This is a genomic window from Seonamhaeicola sp., from assembly GCF_028281565.1.
In the GTDB taxonomy this organism is placed as follows: Bacteria; Bacteroidota; Bacteroidia; order Flavobacteriales; family Flavobacteriaceae; genus Seonamhaeicola.
Genome location: NZ_JANQJQ010000030.1, coordinates 207,452 through 229,230 on the forward strand (window position 1 = coordinate 207,452; position 21,779 = coordinate 229,230).

A 21,779-nucleotide genomic window follows, 5' to 3' on the forward strand; every position below is an offset into this window, starting at 1 on the left:
CTTAATGTTATCTAAACTTAAATACTATGATAAAAATCAAGAAAAAATACTTAGGTTCTCCAAGCACTTCGACTGCGCTCAGTGTGACATACAGGCCAGGCATTTTGACATTAATCCAAAAAAAAAGCCGGAACCTTTAACAAGGTCCCGGCTTTTGTGAGATAGTTTTATTTATTATAACCACTCTCTGAAATAGTCCATCATTTCTTCTTTTAAATCATAATGCATTTTAATATAAGTACGCATATCATCTTTCAGTGTGTGTTGCTCATTTTGTAAGCGACCATCAATATTCTCATTAAAATCGGCCTGGTTAATATTAGCCACCTTATTTCTTATCCTGTGTTTTAACTTAGAAATAGCATCCTTTTCAATCATGATCCTGTTCTGAAAATTCTCTAACGGAATAGTAGCTTTTTTACCAAATTCGCGTCTTGCTATTTCTTCTAATTTTTCTTCAAACGTATCCATTTCATCAAAATGGAAACGCAACTCACGCTTCCAGGTGTCTAAATTAAATTTGAGATCACTTAAATAATTTGCTTTTGTTATCATGTTTCTATCACTTTATAATTATACTTCTTCTTTTACTAATTGTTTTTGAATGTTATTGGGTACCGGCTGGTACGATGAAAATTTAGAACTGAATGTGGCCTTCCCCTGCGTTAACGACCGAAGATCTGTGGAATAGCCAAACAGTTCCGCCGCCGGAATGGTACATTTCAGTATCTGGTAATGGTCCAGGTTGTCAAAGCCCTGAATGACGGAACGCCTGGATTGCAGATCGGTCATCACATTCCCTACCATATCTTCGGGCACTTTTACGGTCAGTTCGTTTGTAGGCTCCAGTAACTTCGGATTCGCATTTAAAAAGGCTTCCTTAAACGCATGGGCTCCGGCAATTTTAAAGGAAATATCATTGGAATCCACCGAATGCATTTTACCGTCGTACACCATCACTCTTACATCCCTGATATAGGACCCTGTTAACGGCCCCTCCTCCATCACTTCTAAAACGCCTTTCATCACCGATGGTATATAGCGCGCATCTATCACACCTCCTACAATACAGTTATAGAAGACCAGCTTGCCACCCCAGGGCAGATCCACTTCTTCCCTACCTCTAATATTAAACCCTTCGGGTTCCGGCATACCTTCAAACCAGGGCTCAATCTTAAGATGCACCTGGGCAAATTGCCCGGATCCACCCGATTGCTTTTTATGTCGGTAATTGGCCGTTGAGGATCGCTGTATGGTCTCTCTGTACTTGATCTTTGGTTTCTTATAGTTGACACTAAGTTTATAATCATGTTTTAAGGTCCAGTCAATAATGGCTAAATGCAACTCCCCCTGGCAACTCAATATCTGCTCTTTCGATTCTTTGGAATAGTTGATCACTACGGTGGGGTCCTGCTTATGGATCTTACGCAAGGCATCCGTTAACTTTTCATCATCGGCTTTATTGGTAACACTCACCGATTTATTAATCCTTGGATCCGGATATTGAATAGGTTTTATGGTAATGGGCTTACTGCCACTATAAAGCGTGTCATTGGTCTCAGTAGCTTTCAGTTTTAAAGAAGCTCCAATATCACCCGTAGTTAATTTGTTAACAGGCTCCCGTTTTTTACCGTCCATAATAAACAGTTGATTGATAACCTCTACCTCACCTGTTCTGGAATTGGTAAGCCGGTCATTGACCTTGATCTCACCCGATTTTACCTTAAAGAAGGTGATCTGGCCCAAATTAGGCTGATACAAGGTTTTAAATACGAAAAGCGATGTTGGTGCCTCCGGTTTAGGAATGATCTCCTCACCTTCCATACTTTGTTCCCCTTTCAAATCGGCTGCTGCCGGGGCTACATTATCAATGAATCCCATGAGTCGGCCACTGCCCATATCCTGCAAGGCCGATACACAGAACACCGGAAATAAATCATGATTCAACATACCGGCTTTGATGCCCTGGCGCATTTCATCTTCGTTAAGGGTACCCTTGTCAAAGTAGAGCTCCATTAATTCCTCATCATTTTCAGCTGCTTTTTCAACTAATTCATTGTGCAAATACTCGGCTTTATCTTTTTCGTTATCAGGAATAGGTACTTTTTCAGGCTTCCCCCCTTCGGGCCCGAACTTGTAGCATTTCATTTTTAACACATCAATGATACATTGGGCACCGTCCAATTTTATAGGATATTGAATTTGAACCGCATTATTGCCTACCAGACCTTTTATGCTTTTATAAGCCTCATCAAAATTACAATCGGGATGATCAATTTGATTTATAATAAATAAGGTTGGCTTGTTGTATTTATCTATATAATTCCAGATAATTTCAGTGCCAACCTCTACGCCGTGTTTTCCATTGATCACGGTAGCGATGGTGTCGCCCACCCTGATCGATGAAATGATTTCGCCTATAAAATCGTCTAAACCGGGGGTGTCAATAATATTGATCTTGTAATTCCGCCATTCGGTATGAATAGGTGTTGCGAACACCGACGCCTGTCGCTCGTGTTCAATGTTATGGTAGTCTGATACGGTATTCTTATCTTCTATGGTACCGCGCCTTTTAAGAAGTCCTGCCTCAAACAACATGGTTTCGGCCAGGGTGGTCTTACCACTATTGTGGGCACCCACAAACACTACATTTTTAATGTGTTTATCATCAAATACTTTCATATTATGCCTTATTTGGTTTATAATTTAAATTGGAATATTTCTTTTTTATCATGAAAAGAAAATCTTTAGGTTTTAAAGATGATATAAAGCTACCCTCAATATTTATAAAAAAATATGATTATTATCAGCTAGTTAGGTAGTATCCAATGACAAATTTGGCGAGTTCCATAAAGTTACAATAAAATTGTTATGTTCCGAGTATTTTTTCATTTCACTGCCGTATTTTTGCTAAAAATTCTGAACATGCTGTCGTTTGTCAATTTATTTAGAGTGATTGCCTTCCTGGAAGGCGTGTCATACATCCTGTTACTTTTTATAGCCACACCCATAAAACATTTTGCCGATGACCCGCAATATGTGAAGCTTTTGGGCATGCCACACGGGATCTTGTTTATGTTATACGTGGTGCTGGCGTTTGTATTAAAATCGGATTATAACTGGGATGCCAAACAATTCAGAGGGGTACTTTTGGCAGCTATTATTCCGTTCGGCACCTTTTTTATTGAAAGAAAATATTTGAAAACCGTAAACTGATATGGATTCTGTAAAACATATATTATACGATTATTTAATAGCCCAGGGTATAGCTGAAAATACCGCCAAGTACTTGAACATGCTGGCGCTTTTACTGGCCTTGCTGATCGTTGTTTTTTTAGTTGATTTTTTAATCAGAAAGATCTTATTGCAAATGTTTACCCGGTTTGCAAAAGCGTCCAAATCCAATTTTGATGACCTGCTGGTTGCCAATAAAGTCCCCAGAAACATAGCGCATATTATCCCGCTTTTAATAGCCATAGAATTTGTCCCCGATATATTTTCAGATTTTCCTGATGTTGAAATTATGATCGAAAAGGGATTAAAAGTATTCGCTATCATTTTAACGCTTTGGATCGTTAGAAGTTTACTCCATACGGTAAAGGATTTTTTAAAGACCTTACCGAGTTTAAGGGACAAACCGGTTGAAAGCTATATCCAGGTTTTCATGATATTTGCATGGATAGCGGGCCTCATGTCTGCCATTGCTGTGGTCACCGGGATCCCGTTCTTAACATTCCTGACTGGATTAGGAGCAGCTTCGGCCGTTATTATATTAGTGTTTAGGGATACTATTTTAGGCTTTGTAGCCAGTATCCAGGTGTCTATAAACGATATGGTGCGTATCGGGGATTGGGTTACTTTTGAAAAATTCGGTGCCGACGGGGATGTGATTGAAATAACATTGGCTACAGTAAAGGTCCAGAACTGGGATAAAACCATTACCACCATTCCAACCTATGCTTTGATTTCGGAATCATTTAAAAACTGGCGCGGGATGACCAGTTCCGGCGGACGAAGAATTAAACGTTCCCTTAGTATTAAAATGGAAAGCATTAAATATTTAACGCCGGAAGCTGTAGAAAAGTTAAAAGGCATCCATTTGATTGAATCTTATTTAAATGAGCGTCAAAAGGTTATAGAAACCTATAATACCGATAATAATATAGATAAGTCCTTAGCATTAAACGGCCGGAATCTGACCAATGTTGGCGTGTTTAGAAAGTATGTACAGGAATATATTCAAAGACATTCTGCCATAAACAAGGATATGACCATTATGGTACGCCAGTTGGCACCGTCGTCACAAGGCTTGCCTATTGAGATCTACGCCTTTAGCAGTGACAAACGCTGGGAAAACTACGAATATATTATGGCTGATATTTTTGACCATGTTATTGCCGCTACATCTTATTTTGATTTGGAAGTGTTTGAATTACCCAGTGGTAGCGGGTTTACGGTTGAGCATTAGCTTGTCATTATAAAGTAAGCATGTATTTTTTTTGCTCTCCTCTTAATTTAAGAGGAGAATGAATTTCAGTTTCAAAAAGAAACTGGAAGAAAGAGGAGTTTTATAACCCTCCGAATCCCGATAATAATCGGGATCCACCTCCCTTTTTAAAAGGGAGGAGCTATAACTTTACTTTTTTTTTGCTTGATAGTTCCCTACTTCGATATAGAAATATTTGATTTTATGGTAACCTTAATTTTTTATAAAGCAGCTAATCAAAGATAAAATATTCCACTTATCGATATAATTTTATTTAACACGAAAAATACTATATATTTGAGTACTTCCCTCAAGTAAGTGCCTGTAAATAAGGCACTAAGTTTTCACGATAAATAATATGTTGTTATGAAATATTTATGTTTTATAATTGTGTTAGTATCCATGTGCTTTCCATTAAATGCACAAAACACAGCATTCGTTTTTAACAAGGAGTTAAACAATCTAATAGCCTTAAAAGAAGGGGGATCGCCTTATGTTTATGAGGTATCGTCAGATAGCCATACCACAACTATAAAAAAGCCTTCAACAAAAAGAATATCGGGGTTTTACAAAAAGGCTTTGGCATATGCTGATAAAGCTAAGAAAGACAGTGAAAAGATTGCTCAATTAAAAAGAGAGTCAAAGTACACGCCTCAAATAGCAAAGGAACTTAATGAGGCCGAAGTAAAAAATCGTTTAAGAGCTGCTAAAAGAGTCTTAAAAAACACCAGGAAATACGAAATAGTACCAAGTAAAATTATAGTTGAAAAACATGAAGACTTAAGAATGCGACGAAGCATTTTTAAGCCACAGAATATAGTGGTTGGAAAATTTAAATATTTGGGATCCTATTATGTCTCTAAAGGGTTTGACGGTTACAGTGAACGAAGTTTAATTTCGGTTGCTGATGCCAAAAAAGATAAATTAACAAAGGAACATTTTCTTTTAGACAATGTATTTCACGTAATTCAAAATGTCAGAACAAATGATATATATATGGTCCACCCTGATTTTTTGGAAAACTACCCAATTAATAAAGTGGCCTCCCAAAATAAATATAAAGGAAAAATAAGCTTATCCAACGCCTATACTAATGAGATTGATAAAAAGTTAGATAAATTAATTATAGAGTATAATAAAAGCCGATTAAATTAAAACCGGAAGCTAACCCTCCGAATCCCGATTATTATCGGGATTCACCTCCCTTTAGAAAAAGGGAGGAGTTACTAAAAATAGGAGTGCAAGGCTTTATTCAATGACCAGTTTAGTTGCCTTTTGGTCATTAACCTGCAGTAAATAAATACCGGATTTATAATTTTTAAGCTCAATATCCGTACTGCTCAGGCCATTAAAACTTTGATCTAATAATTGCTGACCCTGCAACGTGTAAAGCCGTATTCTGTTAATGCTATTAGCGCTAACCCTCAGGTTTTGTATGGAAGGGTCAAGCGGATTAGGACTAACAGATGTTTCTAACCCTGAAATATCATCGGTAGATAAGGAGCTTCCTAAATTACTGCTCAAGGCAATGACCAGGGTTGTTCCTTTATTAAAATCGATAGAATTACCGGCAGCATCTATTTGATTAGAATCATTGGTCGCATTGGGTGCCATAAAAGACATGAATAAATATTTGTAATCCGGTGTAAAGGTTATACCTGTTGGTTCGGCATCATGTGGCGTAATTCCAAATAATTCCACATCCGGGCTGGCCTGTGTATGCCCGCTTTTAACTACCCAAATATAAAACTGTTTACTTCCGGAATTATCATCCTGAAGTACCCAAAGATTGCCATCGCCATCAAATGCCAAATTATCATTGCCGCCTCCCCAGGCAACAGAGGTCGTGCTGGAGCCATCATTGATATCATAACTCATACCGCCTACAAAGGTTTCCATAGTGACCGTAGAAGCCCCTGTTTCTAATGGGTCTGAATCAGTAAACCGGTAAACTCTTTCGTCCGGACTTCCTTTTACGGCAAAGTATATCCAACCACCAGGTCCAATTTCGACATCCTCTATTCCCTCAAATTCAGTGGCCCCTGCCGCAAGACTTAAGGCATTAGTATTGTTTTGATGCGCAGGTAATTGATGTGTAGGATCTGAACTATCATTAATAAGGATCCAGGAACCCGTTCCGCTTTTCGAACCTGAGAATACATACAAATCTCCTGCACTTAAATCCTGAGCACTGCTAGCGACAAACTTGTATAAAAAGCCATGTCCGACGGTGTCATCTGCACCTTGATAAACGGTTCGGTCATTAGAATGAATAGCTACATTTTCATGTTTAAAATTGCCCATGGCCCAATGTTTTCCTAAAACGGTTTTAGTAGCCGGGTTTATCTCAATATTCCAGCCAACATCATTATAACCATCAAAATTAAAATCGATTAATCCCGTGCCCAATTCATTAAAAGCAACTTCTTCACAAGAAATTACTGTTCCCCAGGATGTAACAGTTCCCGAACAGTTAGCAGCAGTACCGCCAAAAGCAGCAAAATTTAAATCTTCAGAAGCGGTTGTTTCCCATAATTTGGTAGTGGCATTAAAGTTTATATCTAAAATTTGTACACCACCACCTCCATCAGTTAGCGGACTACCTTCAGAATTGACGCTTAAGTAACCATTAGTGCTACTGCCTCCAATAGGGACATAAGCTGTAAAATCCGGTTTTACTTTAAAAGTTCCTCCTTCGGTTAAAGCGTCACCGGTTTCGATAATTTTTTGAAACTTATGAGAAGACGGAATTACAAATTGGTCGGTTTGTGAAGCAGGGGTCACAGATGTAAAATCTCCAATGTTTTGTCCTTGAGAGATCATTGAAAAGCAGCAGATAAGGGACAGTAAAGTAATTTTTGATAGTTTCATAATGCCTATTTTTAAATTGATACTGTCTTAGGGAGTGCTATAATCTATCCTCTATAAAGTTAGTAAATCATTTTTAAATTTCATATTACTCTAAACCATTAAACAAAAAAAAACTCGTCTGGTTTTAAAACCTGACAGGTCTAATAAAATATTATTTACATTTTTTAGATATTACTGCTAACCAGTCTCCTACTTTACTGGTACCATAATCTTTTCCACCATCCAAAGGAACATGAATTTCAGTTTTCAAAAGAAACTGGAAGAAAGCCAAGATTTTTATCTATTAACCCTCCGAATCCCGATAATAATCGGGATCCACCTCCCTTTAAAAAAAGGGAGGAGCTATTATTTTGTTTTTCCTTACTATGCTTGATTTATATTATTAAAATACTCACAATAAACGGAATGCTATGAGATGCTTCACTTCACTTTGTTCGTTCAGAATGACAACAAAAAAAAGACCTATCAATTTTGACAGGCCTTTTTCAGTTTTAGTTAGTTATATATAGTTAATTTAGATATTAGCTGCTAACCAGTCTCCTACTTCGCTTGTACCATAAGCTTTTCCGCCATCCGAAAGATCTTCGGTAACCATACCTTCATCTAACGCTTTGTTTACGGCCTCTCTTATGACTTTACCTTCTTCGGCTAAACCGAAGTTCTCAAACATCATAGCAGCCGATAACACGGTCGCCATTGGGTTGGCTATATTCTTTCCTGCTGCCTGCGGATAGGACCCGTGAATAGGCTCAAATAAGCCGATTTCAGACCCTAAAGAAGCTGATGGCATTAATCCCATAGATCCTGAAATTACAGAGGCTTCATCGGTTAATATATCACCAAATAAGTTTTCAGTGATCAAAACATCGTAATCCGACGGCCATTGTACCAAACGCATGGCAACGGCATCCACAAATTCATAAGAAACTGTTACTTCAGGGTATTCAGCTTCCAGCCCTTGAACCGTTTCTCTCCATAAACGCGAGGTTTCCAATACATTGGCTTTATCCACACAGCATAAACGTTTTGAACGTTGCATGGCTAATTCAAACCCTTTACGTGCCAAACGTGTTACTTCTTCTTTAGTGTACACACAGTTATCATAAGCTGTATTTCTATCGTCTCTTCTCCCCTTTTCCCCAAAATAAATACCTCCGGTCAACTCACGTAAGAACACTAAGTCGGTCCCTTCTATACGTTCTTTCTTTAAAGGTGATTTGTCTAACAAAGAAGGAAATACAAAAGTAGGGCGTACATTTGCAAATAAGCCTAATGCCTTACGCATCTTTAATAAGCCTTGCTCCGGACGTACAGGTGCTGACGGATCATTATCATATTTAGGATCACCGATGGCACCAAACAATACGGCATCAGATGATTTACAGATGTCATGGGTTTCATCAGGATAAGGCTCCCCAACAGCATCGATAGCCGTTGCTCCGGTTAGTGCCGGTTTCCATGTGATCTCATGGCCAAATTTCTCAGCTACCGCATCACTTACTTTTACAGCCTGGTCTATAACTTCAGGTCCTATACCGTCTCCGGCTAAAAGCGCTATGTTTAATTTCATTTTATATTTCTTAATTATTAATAATGTTTAGCATTTTTTCTGTGGCTTTGATAGCCGATACTGTTTGATCTGAATCCAGTCCCCTGGTTTTAAACTCGGTGTCCTTATTTTTCCAGGTGATTATGGTTTCGCATAAAGCATCGGACCGACTTCCCGGCGGTATTCTTACAGCGTAATCGGTCAGATCGGGTAAAATCATTTTTTTTCTTTTGAAGATGTTTCGAATGGCATTCATAAACGCATCAAACTGCCCGTCGCCCTGGGCATTTTCTTCAAACGATTCACCTTCAATAGTAAGCGCCACCGTAGTGGATGGTTTTAGCCCTTTGGAATGCGTTAATACATAGGAATTGACCTTGATCTTTTCTTCATAGGATCCGCTATTCAGAACATCAGAGATGATATAGGGTAAATCCTCCCTGGTAACCACCTGTTTTCTATCACCCAATTCAATAATACGCTGAGTGACCTTCTTCAGGTCTTCATCATTTAGCTGAAGCCCTAATTCCTGTAAATTCTTTTGAATATTAGCCTTCCCGGAAGCTTTCCCTAAGGCATATTGCCTGGTTCTGCCAAAACGTTCCGGTAATAATTCACTGAAATACAGGTTCTTTTTATTATCTCCATCAGCATGAATACCAGCTGTTTGGGTAAACACATTAGCACCAATAACCGGTTTGTTAGCCGGGATCATAATCCCGGAAAACGTTTCAACCAATTTACTGACTGTGTAAAGTACTTTTTCATTGACGCCAATTTCCACTTCCGGCATAAAATCATTGATCACGGCTATGGTACTGGCCATAGGCGCATTTCCGGCACGTTCTCCCATACCGTTTACGGTAAGATGTAAGCCATCAGCACCTGCCTTCAAAGCTTCCATAGCATTGGAAACTCCTAAATCATAATCGTTATGGGCATGAAAATCGAAATGCAGATCCGGGTATTTTGATTTGATCTCTAAAACAAAATCATAAGATTCTTTAGGTGTTAGTACACCCAATGTATCCGGTAACATAATACGCTTTACCGGTTGGGTTGCTAAGAACGCTAAAAACTCAAACACATAATCCTTAGAATTACGCATGCCATTACTCCAATCTTCCAAATACACATTAGTAGCGATACCGTGTTCTGCAGCTAAAGAAATGGCTTTTTCTATTTCTTTAAAGTGCTGATCAGGAGTCTTTTTAAGCTGGTGAGTTAAATGATTTAATGATCCCTTGGTAAGCAGGTTTTGAACCCTGGCTCCCGCTTTAACGATCCAATCAATCGAGGTGCCATTGTCTACAAACGACAGTACTTCAACGGCATTTAAATAGCCATATTCCCTGGCCCATTCGGTGATATCTTTCACTGCCTGGAACTCGCCTTCGGATACTCTGGCAGATGCAATTTCAATGCGATCTACCTTTAATTCTTCCAGTAAAAGCTTGGCAATGGTTAGTTTTTCAGAAGCAGAAAACGACACACTCGAGGTTTGTTCACCATCGCGTAATGTCGTATCCATGATTTCGATCTTCTTCATTTAAAAATGAAAAGCTTATGTTGAATTATTTTATTTAGAAAGGCCTGGTCTCAGCAAAATCACTAATCTCCTCCTTCATGTTTTGTAAATAGTCTATATCATCAAAACCATTCAGCATATTTCCTTTTTTATAACCGTTGATCTGGAATGATTCAGATTCACCGGTAGCTAATAAGGTTACTGTTTGATTTGGTAAGTCTACTTTTATTTCGGTTTTGGGATCAGCCTCAATAGCATCAAATAATTTCTGAGCAAACTCAGCCGACACCTGTACCGGCAACACACCAATATTCAAGCAGTTGTTTCTGAAGATATCTGCAAAGAATGACGAGATCACACAACGTAAACCAAAGTCATACACAGACCAGGCGGCATGTTCTCTTGAAGATCCTGAGCCAAAGTTCTTACCTCCTACTAATATTTTAGAGCCGGCATATTTAGCATCGTTCAAAGGAAAATCAGCAATAGGATTGCCTTCAGAATCATATCGCCAGTCACGGAAAAAATTATCTCCAAATCCTTTGCGCTCTGTCGCTTTCAGGAAACGTGCCGGAATGATTTGATCGGTATCCACATTCTCAATTGGTAACGGATACGCTGTACTGGTTAATACTTCAAATTTATCGTAAGCCATATTATTTCGTATTCAATCTGCCAGTTATCAGTAGGCAGTGTTTATTGTTTATATAATTTCTTGGTTATTGTACTGCAAATCGTTTACTGTACACTACTAACTTCCAATATTGTTCTTGGATCCGTCACTACGCCAGCAATTGCTGTTGCTGCTGCCACTAATGGCGAAGCTAACAAGGTTCTTGATCCCGGGCCCTGACGCCCCTCAAAATTACGGTTAGATGTTGATACGGCTAATTTACCGGCAGGAACTTTATCATCATTCATTGCTAAACAGGCAGAACATCCGGGTTCTCTTAAGACAAAACCTGCTTCTTCAAGTATTTTATCTAAACCTTCCTCTTTAATCTGATCTACTACTTTATGTGAACCCGGTACTAACCAGGCCGTAATATTATCTGCTTTTTGATGCCCTTCAATAATGGAACAGAAAGCTCTGAAGTCTTCAATACGTCCATTTGTACAGGAGCCTAAGAATACATAGTCTACTTCTTTACCGATCATGGCATCTCCTTCGTTAAACTGCATGTATCCAAGCGACTTTCTATACGTTTCTACACCACCTTCAACATCTTCGGCATTCGGGATAGATTGCGTCACTCCAATACCCATTCCCGGATTGGTTCCGTAAGTGATCATAGGCTCTATATCGGCTGCATCATAAGTGAATTCCGCATCAAATTCGGCATCATCTTCAGTATATAAAGTTTGCCAGTATTCCATGGCTTTATCCCAATCAGCTCCTTTAGGTGTATGCTTGCGTCCTTTAATATAGTCAAAGGTTTTTTCGTCCGGTGCGATCATACCGCCACGGGCTCCCATTTCAATTGACAGGTTACATACGGTCATACGGCCTTCCATAGACATGTCTTCGAAAACTTCTCCGGCATACTCTACAAAATATCCTGTAGCTCCCGAAGTGGTTTGCTGCGAAATGATATATAAAGCAACGTCTTTAGGCGTTACTCCAAAACCTAATTTGCCATTCACGTTGATACGCATCTTTTTTGGCTTTGGCTGCATAATGCACTGTGCAGACAATACCATTTCAACCTCAGAGGTACCAATACCAAAGGCAATAGCTCCAAATGCGCCATGCGTAGAGGTGTGTGAATCACCACAAACAATAGTAGAACCCGGTAATGTAATACCGTTTTCAGGGCCGACAATGTGTACAATACCATTGTTTCTGTGCCCTAATCCCCAGTGCGAAATACCGTATTCCGCAGCGTTATTAGCCAATGCTTCCAACTGGTTAGCAGATAATGGATCTGCTACCGGCAAATGCTGGTTCCAGGTGGGTGTGTTATGATCGGCAGTTGCAAATGTTTTTTCCGGATACATAACACCAATACCTCTACTCTTTAATCCAACAAAAGCAACCGGACTGGTAACTTCATGGATAAAATGACGGTCTATAAAAAACACATCCGGTCCGTCTTCAATCTTTCTGACCACATGCGAATCCCATACTTTGTCAAATAATGTCTTGCTCATAAAATATCTTTATTAATTGTATAAAATCTGCTTTACGCTAAATAAAATCCAGCTTTTGGAGCTATAAAGGTTGACAAAGTTAAAACATTAATGCAGTTTTTTAAAGCTTTGCCATGCTTTGTTATATACTTTTTATAAAATTGATAAAGGAGGTATTATAAAATGAATTTTATTCAATATAATGCTAAAATCACTTATAATTTTTAAATGAAGAAAACAGAAAACCTAGAGCAACTTTTGCTGGTGGTCTTCATTTGGTATTTTTAATGAGCAACCTAACGTTCCGTTTAGCTTTTTAATGAAATATGCTGATAATAAAGGAGACTCTTTTTCTATATTCTGATGAATGAAAAAATCTATTTCTTTAACGCCCTGTTCCTGCCATAATTTAAGGCGGTCTACCCAATCATCCAATCTTGTATAATCGGTGTCATGATTAGCACCCACATAACGCACAAAAGCTGTTGGATTGGTCAACCGCATATGCATCAGATCCCGTCTTCCGGCCGTATCTACAAGGACGTTTGAAATATTATTAGTTTCCAAAAGCTCGTACAATTCTTTTGCAATAGTTTCATCATTGTACCAATTGGTATGCCTGAATTCTACAGCCAAAGGCACTTCTTTGGGCCAGCGCTCAACAAAGGCCACTACCCTGTCAAAGTCTTTTGGCGCAAAATTATTGTGCATTTGTAAAAAAATGGTGCCTAGTTTCTCTTTTAAATTTGAAGCATTGTATAGGTAATGCTCTACCACTTCTTTGGTGTCGTTTAAACGCTTCCAGTGACTGATCTCCTGGTTTAACTTTGGAAAAAATCTAAATCCGCTTGGTGTTTTGTCATACCAGATAGCAAATTGTTCCGCTGGAAAAATACGGTAAAACGTAGCATTCAATTCTATGGAATTAAACTGTTTGGAATAGTATCCCAATTCATCTTTGGTACCTCTCGGGTAAAACCCTTTCAGGTCTGCCCTGTTCCATTTGGCACAGCCCACATAGATTTCAGGAACATTATCATCTTTAACCTTATTTAGTACGTTTTTGGTTCTTGGGTGGTCTTCAGGTAAGGTAAAATCTATATCCTGGGGGTTATCTACACTTCCGAATTTCATATAATTTGCTTTACCCAAATGTAGGTATTTCGTTTTTTATTTTCATCATTTTTAAAGAATAACAAAATTTTAACATTGTAGTATCATATAAATTTTTATTTTTGAAACGATCATTTCAAATAAAAATGCCAAAAGTAGAAACATTCGATAAAAGTTTAGTGATTGAGCAAGTGACCGATGTCTTTCATGATAAAGGTTTTAATGCCACATCTATGCAGGATATCGTGGACGCTACAGGTCTTAACAGGTCAAGTATCTATAATTCATTTGAAAACAAACACAATTTATTTCTTGAATGTTTAATAGCCTATCAAGACAAAAATAGAAACAGATTATCTGAAAGGGTATTAAAGGCCGGTAGTTCAATAGAGGCTATTAATATGATTTTTAAAATATACCTGGAGGAGATAACTAAACATGAAAATGACAAAGGTTGCTTGATAGTAAACTGTGCTTCTGAAATGGCCAATCACAACGAGGTTATTACGAGATTTTTACAAAATAATAAAGATGAAATGATCAAATTATTTGAAGATTTGGTTCAGGACGGACAGGTAAACGGGCTAATAAATAAAAGAAAATCAGCCAATGAGTATGGCCTATACCTCTACTCTAGCTTATTAGGTTTTAGAATGACAGGTATTTTAATATCGGATAGAACCGCCTTGGAAAGCATAACAAAAACAATTACACAAACATTAACATAATTTTTTTTAATCTTATTTGAAACGATTGTTTCAAATAAAAATTTTAACATCATGAGTAAACTTAAAAACAAAGTAGCCGTTATTACAGGAGCTAATAGCGGTATTGGATTGGCAACGGCAAAATTATATCTAAAAGAAGGAGCCAAAGTAGTACTGTCCGGACGTAGACAAGAAGCTTTAGACGAAGTAACCAAAGAGTTAGAAGGTGATTTTATTACAGTTTTAGCTGATGCAGGAAAGCCCGAGGACAATAAAAAACTTATTGAAGCAGCCGTATCTCACTACGGGAACATTGATGTTCTATTCTTAAATGCTGGTATTGCTCCGGTTACACCAGCTGCCGACGTCACTGAAGAACATTATGACAATGTTTTCAATATTAATGTTAAGGGCCCCATCTTAACAGTAAAAGAAGCCTTACCTTCAATGAATGACGGAGGTTCTATTCTTTTTACAACATCTATTGTACACAAAAAAGGGTTTGACGGATTAGGTGTGTATTCGGCCAGCAAAGGCGCACTTAGAGCATATTCAAGAGTACTTACATCTGAGGTGAAACCAAGAGGCATTCGAGTTAATTCAATTGCTCCCGGACCAATTGAAACACCGCTTTATGGTAAAATGGGCTTTCCAGAAGAAAACTTAGACGAAATAAGCAAAGGGTTTGCTTCTGCTGTGCCCTTAGGTCGTTTTGGTAAATCTGAAGAGATCGCGAATGCTGCCTTATTTTTAGCTTCAGATGAAGGCTCCTATGTTAATGGTGCCGAATTGGAAATTGATGGTGGAATAAGTCAAATTTAGTTTGATTATTGATTGATTTTTAAAAGGCTGAAAATGAGAATTTTCAGCCTTTTTGTTAATAACCCGGTTAACAACTATACAAATACCGTCATTTTTCCGGCATTTATATTCTATACTTTTAGTAAAACCTAAAGTCATGAGCCCAAGACAAACTAACCTAAAGGACATCCGTCCGGAGATTTCTTCAACAACCATTAACGACCATATGAGTAGCGACGAACGCTTTCAGAATCAAGTGTTGCGTCCTGTGATCAAGTTGCAAAACGAATTGTTGATTGCCGTATTTAAAAATTATATTGTTAAGCACAAATCCGTATTTTTCGATTTGACTTTGGAAAAGCGCATTGACTATATTGAAAATGCCATTCATAAGGACATGAAGTTCCGTAACTCAGTTAAAGGCATGGTCATTGGTCTGTTTACTGTTGAAGAGTACAGCATGTATACACAGAATTCTTCCGCTTTAAACAAGCGTATGATGAACCTGGTTAAGGAGCGTTTACTGAGTCAAATTCAATTGTTTGAAAAACCGGAATTACTGGCGGCAGTTTAGTACGTCTTTGCGAGCACAGCGAAGCAATCTCAGACATGAGCAAATTTTTCATTGCACCTCCTTTAATGACTTTTACTTGTCATTGCGAGTGAAACGAAGTAATTTCATAATTAAGGAGGAGATTACTTCAGTCATTCTTCCTTCGTAATGACGAAAGTTGGTCATTGCGAACGCAGTGCAGCAATCTGTTGGATATGTTTCTTTTATTAAAAAGATTACCTCGTCGCTCACTCCTCGTAAAGACGTTAGTCAAAATAAAATAACCAACCGTCTGACAAGTCATTCCAATCAGGATTATTTGCGTTTATTAAATCTTCTTTTCGTTTTCTGTTACCCGCTTTTAATTGTTTTTCTCTTGCGATTGCTTCATTAATATCGGAGAACTCTTCAAAATAGACTAATTTGTCACAATTGTATTTAGCCGTAAACCCTTTGTAAGCTTTCGTTTTGTGTTGATAAACTCTTTTAAGCAAATCACTGGTCACACCAATATAAATAACTGTATTGTTTTTATTGGTTAAAAAGTACACATAAGATTTTTTCACAAGTAAATAGTGATTATAAAGTAAATAGTGATTATAAAATAGAAGATTACTTCGGTCATTCTTCCCTCGTAATGACGTCGAATTTGTCATTGCGAGAGTAGCGAAGCAATCTGTTATTTTTTTCATTTTATTAAAGAAGGTTACTTGGTCGTTAGCTCCTTGTAATGATGACGAGTTGGTTAATCAATAAGAGATACACCATTCAAATCCGTTGTAAGCACATCACTCATATAATCAAAATAAGGGCGAATGGCTTTAAACGACGCATTGACATCGTCTAAAAAGTCATTGGCCAGAACTTCTTTGTCGGTATACTTTTTAATGAAGATGTATTGCTTTTTCTTAATCAGATCAATGGCTTTATGGTCTTTGCTAAATCCTTTTGGCGCTGTTTTTACTTCATCACCAACAAAGGTGTCGCCCCAGACACTATTAAATTCTTTATTAGCCAAAATCTCCCGGATCTCACTATCGTCCATTTCAAATTCTTTTCTAATACGTAATAGATCTGCCGGTGCAGGTTCCCAAAATCCAGTAGCAATAAAACTTTCGTTATTGGGTTGAATGTGTAAATAATACCCACCTCTTAACTTAGGTTTTGTTCTGTGAAAGGAGCCTCCAAAATGGGTTTTATACGGTAATTTGTTTTTTGAAAAACGCACATCGCGATAAATACGGAACATTTTCATTTTATCGATGTCATCATGCGTATTAAGCGTATCGTAAATAGAATTATAAACCTGTTTTACCTCCGCTTCAATGGCCTTAAATTCCTTTTTAAGTTCATTAAACCAGTCACGGTTATTGTTTTTTTCTAATTGTTTGAAGAAATCCAGGGCAGCTTTTGGTACGGAAACACTCATTTTTAATTCGTTTTTTGAAGATTAGTTAATTCGGAAATGTAATAGTCCACATTGTGAGTTGAAAATTACAAAAAGTACTGGTAAATTAAGTAGGTCTCGATACAAAATTCTTTCAGAATTCCACTCGACCTGACGAACGAAGCATTCGGGTTATTCAAATTCAATACTGTTAAGAATTAACCCGGAAGCCGGGGCGATGTATTCCATTTTTACAAAAACATCAGGTTTTAAGCTGTGTTCAATGTCATTTAAGGTCAGTTTGCCTTTCCCCAAGTCAATCAGTGTTCCCATCATTAATCGTATTTGATTCCGCATAAACCCTTTACCCCTAACCCGTAATAGGTATGATGTCTTAGGAAAATAATTGGCAGTGTATATATTGTTTTCAACTAACTCACATAATTCAATGGTTCTATTATATATACCGTTATCCGTTGGTTTAAAACAATAGGATTTGAAATAATGTGCTCCTTCAAATAATTTAGCCCCCTGCTTCATTAAGTCAATATCCAGATCGTCTAAAATGGTGGTCATAATGGGGGCGCAAAACGGGTGGCATTTTCCTCCATAAGTAAATAAATAGAGATATTCCTTGGTTTTAGGGTGATTAATGATATTGAATTTTTCATCAACTTCTTTAATTGTCAAAGCTCTGATATCCTGAGGAAGATTATAATTAAACAGTTCTAAAAAAGCATCCAAATCCTCAAGAGGTTCCTGTAAAAACAATTCAAAAGCTGCCATTTCAGCGGACACCATGGCATCGGTTCTTCCGGAACTCAGGCTTTTAAAAGGTTTGCCTTCCAGGATAAAATTCAACGTTCTGTCCACCATCAGATGCAGGGTTTTAACATCCGGTTGCTTTTGCCATCCGTGAAACCGGTACCCTAAATATTGAATGGTGATGACATAAAAATACTTCTTCATGATTCCATTTTAACACCACCGAAAAGTACAGCCTTTTATTAATTGTGGCAAAATTTTTATAAATTGTAGTATTATTAACTAACTAAAAACTAATTTTTATGTCAGATTCAGCAACAAACAAACCACCTATTTGGTTTTGGATTGTGAGTGTTATTGCTCTTATTTGGAACGGTTTGGGAGTAGAAGCCTACTTACAACAAGCGTATGATACTGAGAAGTATAGAAACATGTATTCAGAAGAACAACTTGAAATTGCAGCCAACATGCCTGCGTGGGTTACGGGGCTTTTTGCCATTGCCGTTTTTGGTGGCGCTTTAGCTGCTATAGGGCTTCTGGTAAGAAAAAAGTGGGCCACTAAATTATGGCTATTATCTTTAATTGCCGTAATTATCCAAATGGCCTATATATTAATTAATGGCTATGCTTCCAGCGTAGGAATGACCATTATGATCATTGTTTTAGCCATAGTATTTTATTGGTTTTCAAAAATGTCAGGATCAAAAGGTTGGCTTAAATAGTATATAACCGCCAAATTCATGTGAAGGCATTAGACTTAAACCGGCTAATGCCTTCTTTTATTTATGGCGCCCCTTTAATTCTGCTTCAATATCTTTCAAGGTGAATCCTTTGGCTTGAAGCAACATTAAGTAATGGAATAAAAGGTCTGCGGACTCATAAAGGAATAACTCGTCATTATTATCCATAGCTTCAATAACAGTTTCTATGGCCTCCTCGCCTACTTTTTGGGCGACTTTATTAATCCCTTTCGAAAATAGGCTTGCTACATACGATTTGGCCGTGTCTTTATTGGCGACGCGTTCAGCAATGACATCTTCTAAAGTTGAAAAGAATCCGTAGATGGGCGTGTTCTCTTCTCCCCAGCAGTTCCCGGTGCCTTTATGGCACGTTGGTCCAGTCGGGTTCACCCGGATCAATAAGGTGTCATGGTCACAATCGTTTTTAATGTCAACCAAATTCAGGAAATTACCACTTTCTTCTCCTTTAGTCCATAGACGCTGCTTGCTTCTACTGAAAAACGTGACTTGTTTGGTTTCAATAGTCTTTTGATAGGCTTCCTCATTCATATAGCCTAACATTAACACGTTTTTTGTAGTGGCATCCTGAATGATAGCAGGTACTAATCCGTTTGAATCGTATTTAATAATCATAATTTTTGTCATTCCTGCGAAGGCAGGAATCTATTTTATTAGTTCAATTTATGTGGGTTCCGCATCATACTTCGACAAGCTCAGCACAAGAGTGCGGAATGACAGAACGCAACTAGTTTAAATGCGCACTTCTATATTATTTTCTTTTAATTCTTTTTTTAGCACCGGAATTGGAATTTCACCAAAGTGAAATACACTGGCTGCCAAGGCCGCATCCGACTTTCCTTTGGTAAAGGTATCTATAAAATGTTGTACATTCCCAGCACCTCCGGAGGCAATGATCGGAATGTTCAACTCGTCCGATAATCTGGCAAGGGCTTCGTTCGCAAACCCATTTTTTGTACCATCGTGGTTCATTGAGGTGAACAATATTTCTCCTGCGCCACGCTCTTCAACCTCTTTGGCCCATTCAAACAAATCAATCTCCGTTGGAATGGTGCCTCCTGCCAGGTGTACTTTCCATTCACCATCCACCTGCTTAGCATCAATAGCCACCACCACACACTGACTGCCAAACTTATCTGCTAATTCATTCACCAATTCAGGACGTTTTACTGCTGATGAATTAATAGATACTTTATCTGCCCCATTTTTTAATAAAGCATCCACATGTTCCACGGAAGAGATCCCACCGCCGACTGTAAACGGTATATTCACCTGTTCCGCTACATGCAACACCATTTCCAAAGTGGTAGCCCGAGCTTCAAGGGTTGCAGTGATATCTAAAAAAACCAATTCATCTGCACCGTAATCAGCGTATTGTTTTGCCAACTCCACAGGGTCTCCTGCATCGCGTAAGTCAACAAAATTTACACCTTTTACGGTACGTCCGTTTTTTATGTCCAAACAAGGTATGATTCTCTTTGTGAGCATTGTTAATCTTCGTTTTTAATATTTAAATCAATCCCTGAATAAAACCCCAGGTCTTTATTTTTTAGTGTTTTAGTTAAATAGGCTATCTGTCCTGTATGATATGAGTAATGTTCTGTTACATGAATAACAATGCCAATACCCGAAAAATTAAACCCCTGTACATGTCTCTTTCTTAAATACTCCGCTTCCGAGAGGTCTGCAATAATGGCTTTTACTTCCCGGACCGTTTCTTTTAGCTTTTCCAATAGTTCAGTTTTATTATACCCTCCTTTTATGGAAAACTCTTCATCCCTATTTCGTATATCCTCCATTTTCCCCTGGGAAGCTATGACATATTGGGTCATATTACCGCAAAGATGAATTATTAAATTACCGATACTATTTGTAGACATATTTGTTTTTGTCCAAATATCATCTTCTGACAGCTGTTCTAAACTCAAAGAAACCATCCTCGTACTTTCATCAAGCCGATATATAATCTGTTCTTTAAATTCACTTAAAAGCGCCATTGTCTAATTATTAACTATGAAGTCTTCTAATTGCTTAAGACTTATTTTGTTTTCATAAATAGCCTTTCCAATGATGGTGCCTTCACAACCTATTTCAGCAAGTTTGGGTAATTCATCAAATTCCGAAATGCCTCCGGAAGCTATTAATTTTAGAGATTCTTCCACTTCAAGTGCCTCAGTGTCAGAATGACATTGGGCTATCATTTTTTCGTACAAATCAAATGACGGGCCTTGTAACATGCCGTCTTTGGCAATATCTGTACAGATCACATAAGACACGCCTTCTTTCATGTAATTCTTTACAAACGGTATCAATTCTTCATCAGATTCTTCCAACCATCCGCTAATAGCTATCTTTTCGTTATTGGCATCAGCTCCTAAAATGATCTTGTCACTTCCATATTGAGATAACCAATTTTTGAAAACTTCCGGTTTTTTAACGGCGATACTGCCACCCGTAATCTGGCCGGCCCCGGATTCAAAAGCTATTTTTAAATCTTCATCTGTTTTTAGCCCGCCACCAAAATCAATTTTTAAATTGGTTTTAGTCGCAATAGTTTCCAATACTTTATAATTGACTATATGACTTGCTTTGGCACCGTCCAAATCCACTAAATGCAAATACTCAATGCCATGTGCTTCGTATTGTTTAGCGATTTCCAACGGATTTTCATTATATACTTTCTTGGTGTTATAATCCCCTTTGGATAATCTAACACATTTGCCTTGAATAATATCTATGGCCGGTATGATTCGCATGCTTTTATATTCAATATTAAATATTAGAAGTATAACTTCTACCTCTTTCTGTTTTTGTTCTTCCTTTCAATGAAACCCTTCGACTGCGCTCAGGGTGGCAATGATAATTTATTCTGGATTTGTCTATTATATTTTAAAGGCCTTTAACGATCTCTCGAATCTTATCAATTAAGAAATTGGTTTCTTCAAGATGATGCTTTTCTAAATTCTTATAGCGTGCTTCCCAGGATAAACTTTCATCATCAATATACCGCTTTACTTTAATCCATTTATAAGTCTCAAGAATGGTCTTTTTTTCTTGTTCGTCCATAACTAACAATTGTTATTTTCATTCATCAAGCGCTTTCTTAAGATTCTGAAACAAGTTCAGAATGA

23 protein-coding genes are annotated in these 21,779 nt (G+C 37.8%); 7 read left to right on the forward strand and 16 right to left on the reverse strand.

The annotated features are described in order from the left end of the window. Nucleotides 1–174: 174 nt before the first annotated feature. Together Q0983_RS14185 and Q0983_RS14190 are read right to left on the reverse strand one after the other, a co-directional pair. Complete coding sequence (locus tag Q0983_RS14185; protein ID WP_299554577.1) at nt 175–555, reverse strand: hypothetical protein; 381 nt, start codon at nt 553–555, stop codon at nt 175–177. Between the two features lie 18 nt (nt 556–573). Further along, nucleotides 574–2,682, reverse strand: a complete 2,109-nt coding sequence (locus tag Q0983_RS14190) for an elongation factor G (protein WP_299554580.1) — start codon at nt 2,680–2,682, stop codon at nt 574–576. A 243-nt stretch (nt 2,683–2,925) separates the two neighbouring features. Here Q0983_RS14190 and Q0983_RS14195 point away from each other — a divergent pair, with 243 nt between their 5' ends. From Q0983_RS14195 to Q0983_RS14205, 3 genes are all read left to right on the forward strand, one after another. After that, a complete protein-coding gene (locus tag Q0983_RS14195; protein ID WP_299554583.1) occupies nt 2,926–3,216 on the forward strand; it encodes a DUF3817 domain-containing protein in 291 nt (96 codons plus the stop codon). Between the two features lies 1 nt (nt 3,217). Then, nucleotides 3,218–4,468, forward strand: a complete 1,251-nt coding sequence (locus tag Q0983_RS14200) for a mechanosensitive ion channel domain-containing protein (RefSeq protein ID WP_299554586.1) — start codon at nt 3,218–3,220, stop codon at nt 4,466–4,468. 384 nt (nt 4,469–4,852) lie between these two features. Continuing rightward, nucleotides 4,853–5,641, forward strand: a complete 789-nt coding sequence (locus tag Q0983_RS14205) for a hypothetical protein (RefSeq protein ID WP_299554589.1) — start codon at nt 4,853–4,855, stop codon at nt 5,639–5,641. Between the two features lie 93 nt (nt 5,642–5,734). Here Q0983_RS14205 and Q0983_RS14210 read toward each other — a convergent pair whose 3' ends face one another. The 6 genes from Q0983_RS14210 to Q0983_RS14235 all read right to left on the reverse strand — a co-directional run bounded on the left by Q0983_RS14210 (nt 5,735) and on the right by Q0983_RS14235 (nt 13,698). Further along, a complete protein-coding gene (locus Q0983_RS14210; protein WP_299554592.1) occupies nt 5,735–7,357 on the reverse strand; it encodes an alkaline phosphatase PhoX in 1,623 nt (540 codons plus the stop codon). Between the two features lie 514 nt (nt 7,358–7,871). Next, nucleotides 7,872–8,927: a 3-isopropylmalate dehydrogenase gene (leuB, locus tag Q0983_RS14215; RefSeq protein WP_299554595.1), complete on the reverse strand. Its 1,056-nt coding sequence runs from the start codon at nt 8,925–8,927 to the stop codon at nt 7,872–7,874. Between the two features lie 10 nt (nt 8,928–8,937). Continuing rightward, nucleotides 8,938–10,455 carry an alpha-isopropylmalate synthase regulatory domain-containing protein gene (locus Q0983_RS14220; RefSeq protein WP_299554598.1) on the reverse strand — a complete coding sequence of 506 codons (1,518 nt, stop codon included), beginning with the start codon at nt 10,453–10,455 and terminating at the stop codon, nt 8,938–8,940. Nucleotides 10,456–10,489: 34 nt separating this feature from the next. Then, complete coding sequence (gene leuD / locus Q0983_RS14225) at nt 10,490–11,089, reverse strand: 3-isopropylmalate dehydratase small subunit (RefSeq protein WP_299554601.1); 600 nt, start codon at nt 11,087–11,089, stop codon at nt 10,490–10,492. 83 nt (nt 11,090–11,172) lie between these two features. After that, complete coding sequence (leuC, locus tag Q0983_RS14230) at nt 11,173–12,585, reverse strand: 3-isopropylmalate dehydratase large subunit (protein WP_299554604.1); 1,413 nt, start codon at nt 12,583–12,585, stop codon at nt 11,173–11,175. Between the two features lie 225 nt (nt 12,586–12,810). Continuing rightward, a complete protein-coding gene (locus tag Q0983_RS14235) occupies nt 12,811–13,698 on the reverse strand; it encodes a DUF72 domain-containing protein (protein WP_299554607.1) in 888 nt (295 codons plus the stop codon). A gap of 101 nt (nt 13,699–13,799) precedes the next feature. Between Q0983_RS14235 and Q0983_RS14240 the strand changes: the two genes are divergently transcribed. The 3 genes from Q0983_RS14240 (at nt 13,800) to Q0983_RS14250 (ending at nt 15,759) form a co-directional block, all read left to right on the forward strand. Next, nucleotides 13,800–14,405: a TetR/AcrR family transcriptional regulator gene (locus Q0983_RS14240; RefSeq protein ID WP_299554610.1), complete on the forward strand. Its 606-nt coding sequence runs from the start codon at nt 13,800–13,802 to the stop codon at nt 14,403–14,405. A 51-nt stretch (nt 14,406–14,456) separates the two neighbouring features. Beyond that, complete coding sequence (locus tag Q0983_RS14245) at nt 14,457–15,206, forward strand: glucose 1-dehydrogenase (protein WP_299554613.1); 750 nt, start codon at nt 14,457–14,459, stop codon at nt 15,204–15,206. A 136-nt stretch (nt 15,207–15,342) separates the two neighbouring features. After that, on the forward strand, nt 15,343–15,759 hold the full coding sequence (locus Q0983_RS14250; protein WP_299554616.1) for a glyoxalase: 417 nt from the start codon (nt 15,343–15,345) through the stop codon (nt 15,757–15,759). 245 nt (nt 15,760–16,004) lie between these two features. Here Q0983_RS14250 and Q0983_RS14255 read toward each other — a convergent pair whose 3' ends face one another. From Q0983_RS14255 to Q0983_RS14265, 3 genes are all read right to left on the reverse strand, one after another. Further along, nucleotides 16,005–16,304, reverse strand: a complete 300-nt coding sequence (locus Q0983_RS14255) for a GIY-YIG nuclease family protein (protein ID WP_299554619.1) — start codon at nt 16,302–16,304, stop codon at nt 16,005–16,007. A gap of 179 nt (nt 16,305–16,483) precedes the next feature. Beyond that, nucleotides 16,484–17,167, reverse strand: a complete 684-nt coding sequence (locus Q0983_RS14260; RefSeq protein WP_299554622.1) for a DUF2461 domain-containing protein — start codon at nt 17,165–17,167, stop codon at nt 16,484–16,486. Nucleotides 17,168–17,317: 150 nt separating this feature from the next. Next, entirely contained in the window at nt 17,318–18,094 is a 777-nt protein-coding gene (locus tag Q0983_RS14265; RefSeq protein ID WP_299554625.1) for a tRNA pseudouridine(38-40) synthase TruA, read from the reverse strand. 98 nt (nt 18,095–18,192) lie between these two features. Here Q0983_RS14265 and Q0983_RS14270 point away from each other — a divergent pair, with 98 nt between their 5' ends. Next, entirely contained in the window at nt 18,193–18,612 is a 420-nt protein-coding gene (locus tag Q0983_RS14270) for a hypothetical protein (RefSeq protein ID WP_299554628.1), read from the forward strand. Nucleotides 18,613–18,669: 57 nt separating this feature from the next. Here Q0983_RS14270 and hisIE read toward each other — a convergent pair whose 3' ends face one another. From hisIE to Q0983_RS14295, 5 genes are all read right to left on the reverse strand, one after another. After that, nucleotides 18,670–19,263, reverse strand: coding sequence for a bifunctional phosphoribosyl-AMP cyclohydrolase/phosphoribosyl-ATP diphosphatase HisIE (gene hisIE / locus Q0983_RS14275; RefSeq protein ID WP_299554631.1), 594 nt, complete (start codon nt 19,261–19,263; stop codon nt 18,670–18,672). A 117-nt stretch (nt 19,264–19,380) separates the two neighbouring features. Further along, entirely contained in the window at nt 19,381–20,136 is a 756-nt protein-coding gene (gene hisF / locus Q0983_RS14280) for an imidazole glycerol phosphate synthase subunit HisF (protein WP_299554634.1), read from the reverse strand. A 2-nt stretch (nt 20,137–20,138) separates the two neighbouring features. Beyond that, nucleotides 20,139–20,645, reverse strand: a complete 507-nt coding sequence (locus tag Q0983_RS14285; RefSeq protein WP_299554637.1) for a DinB family protein — start codon at nt 20,643–20,645, stop codon at nt 20,139–20,141. Between the two features lie 3 nt (nt 20,646–20,648). Further along, nucleotides 20,649–21,404 (reverse strand): 1-(5-phosphoribosyl)-5-[(5-phosphoribosylamino)methylideneamino]imidazole-4-carboxamide isomerase, encoded by a 756-nt coding sequence (gene hisA / locus Q0983_RS14290; protein ID WP_299554640.1) that lies wholly within the window; start codon nt 21,402–21,404, stop codon nt 20,649–20,651. 133 nt (nt 21,405–21,537) lie between these two features. Beyond that, complete coding sequence (locus Q0983_RS14295) at nt 21,538–21,714, reverse strand: hypothetical protein (RefSeq protein ID WP_299554643.1); 177 nt, start codon at nt 21,712–21,714, stop codon at nt 21,538–21,540. Nucleotides 21,715–21,779 lie beyond the last annotated feature (65 nt).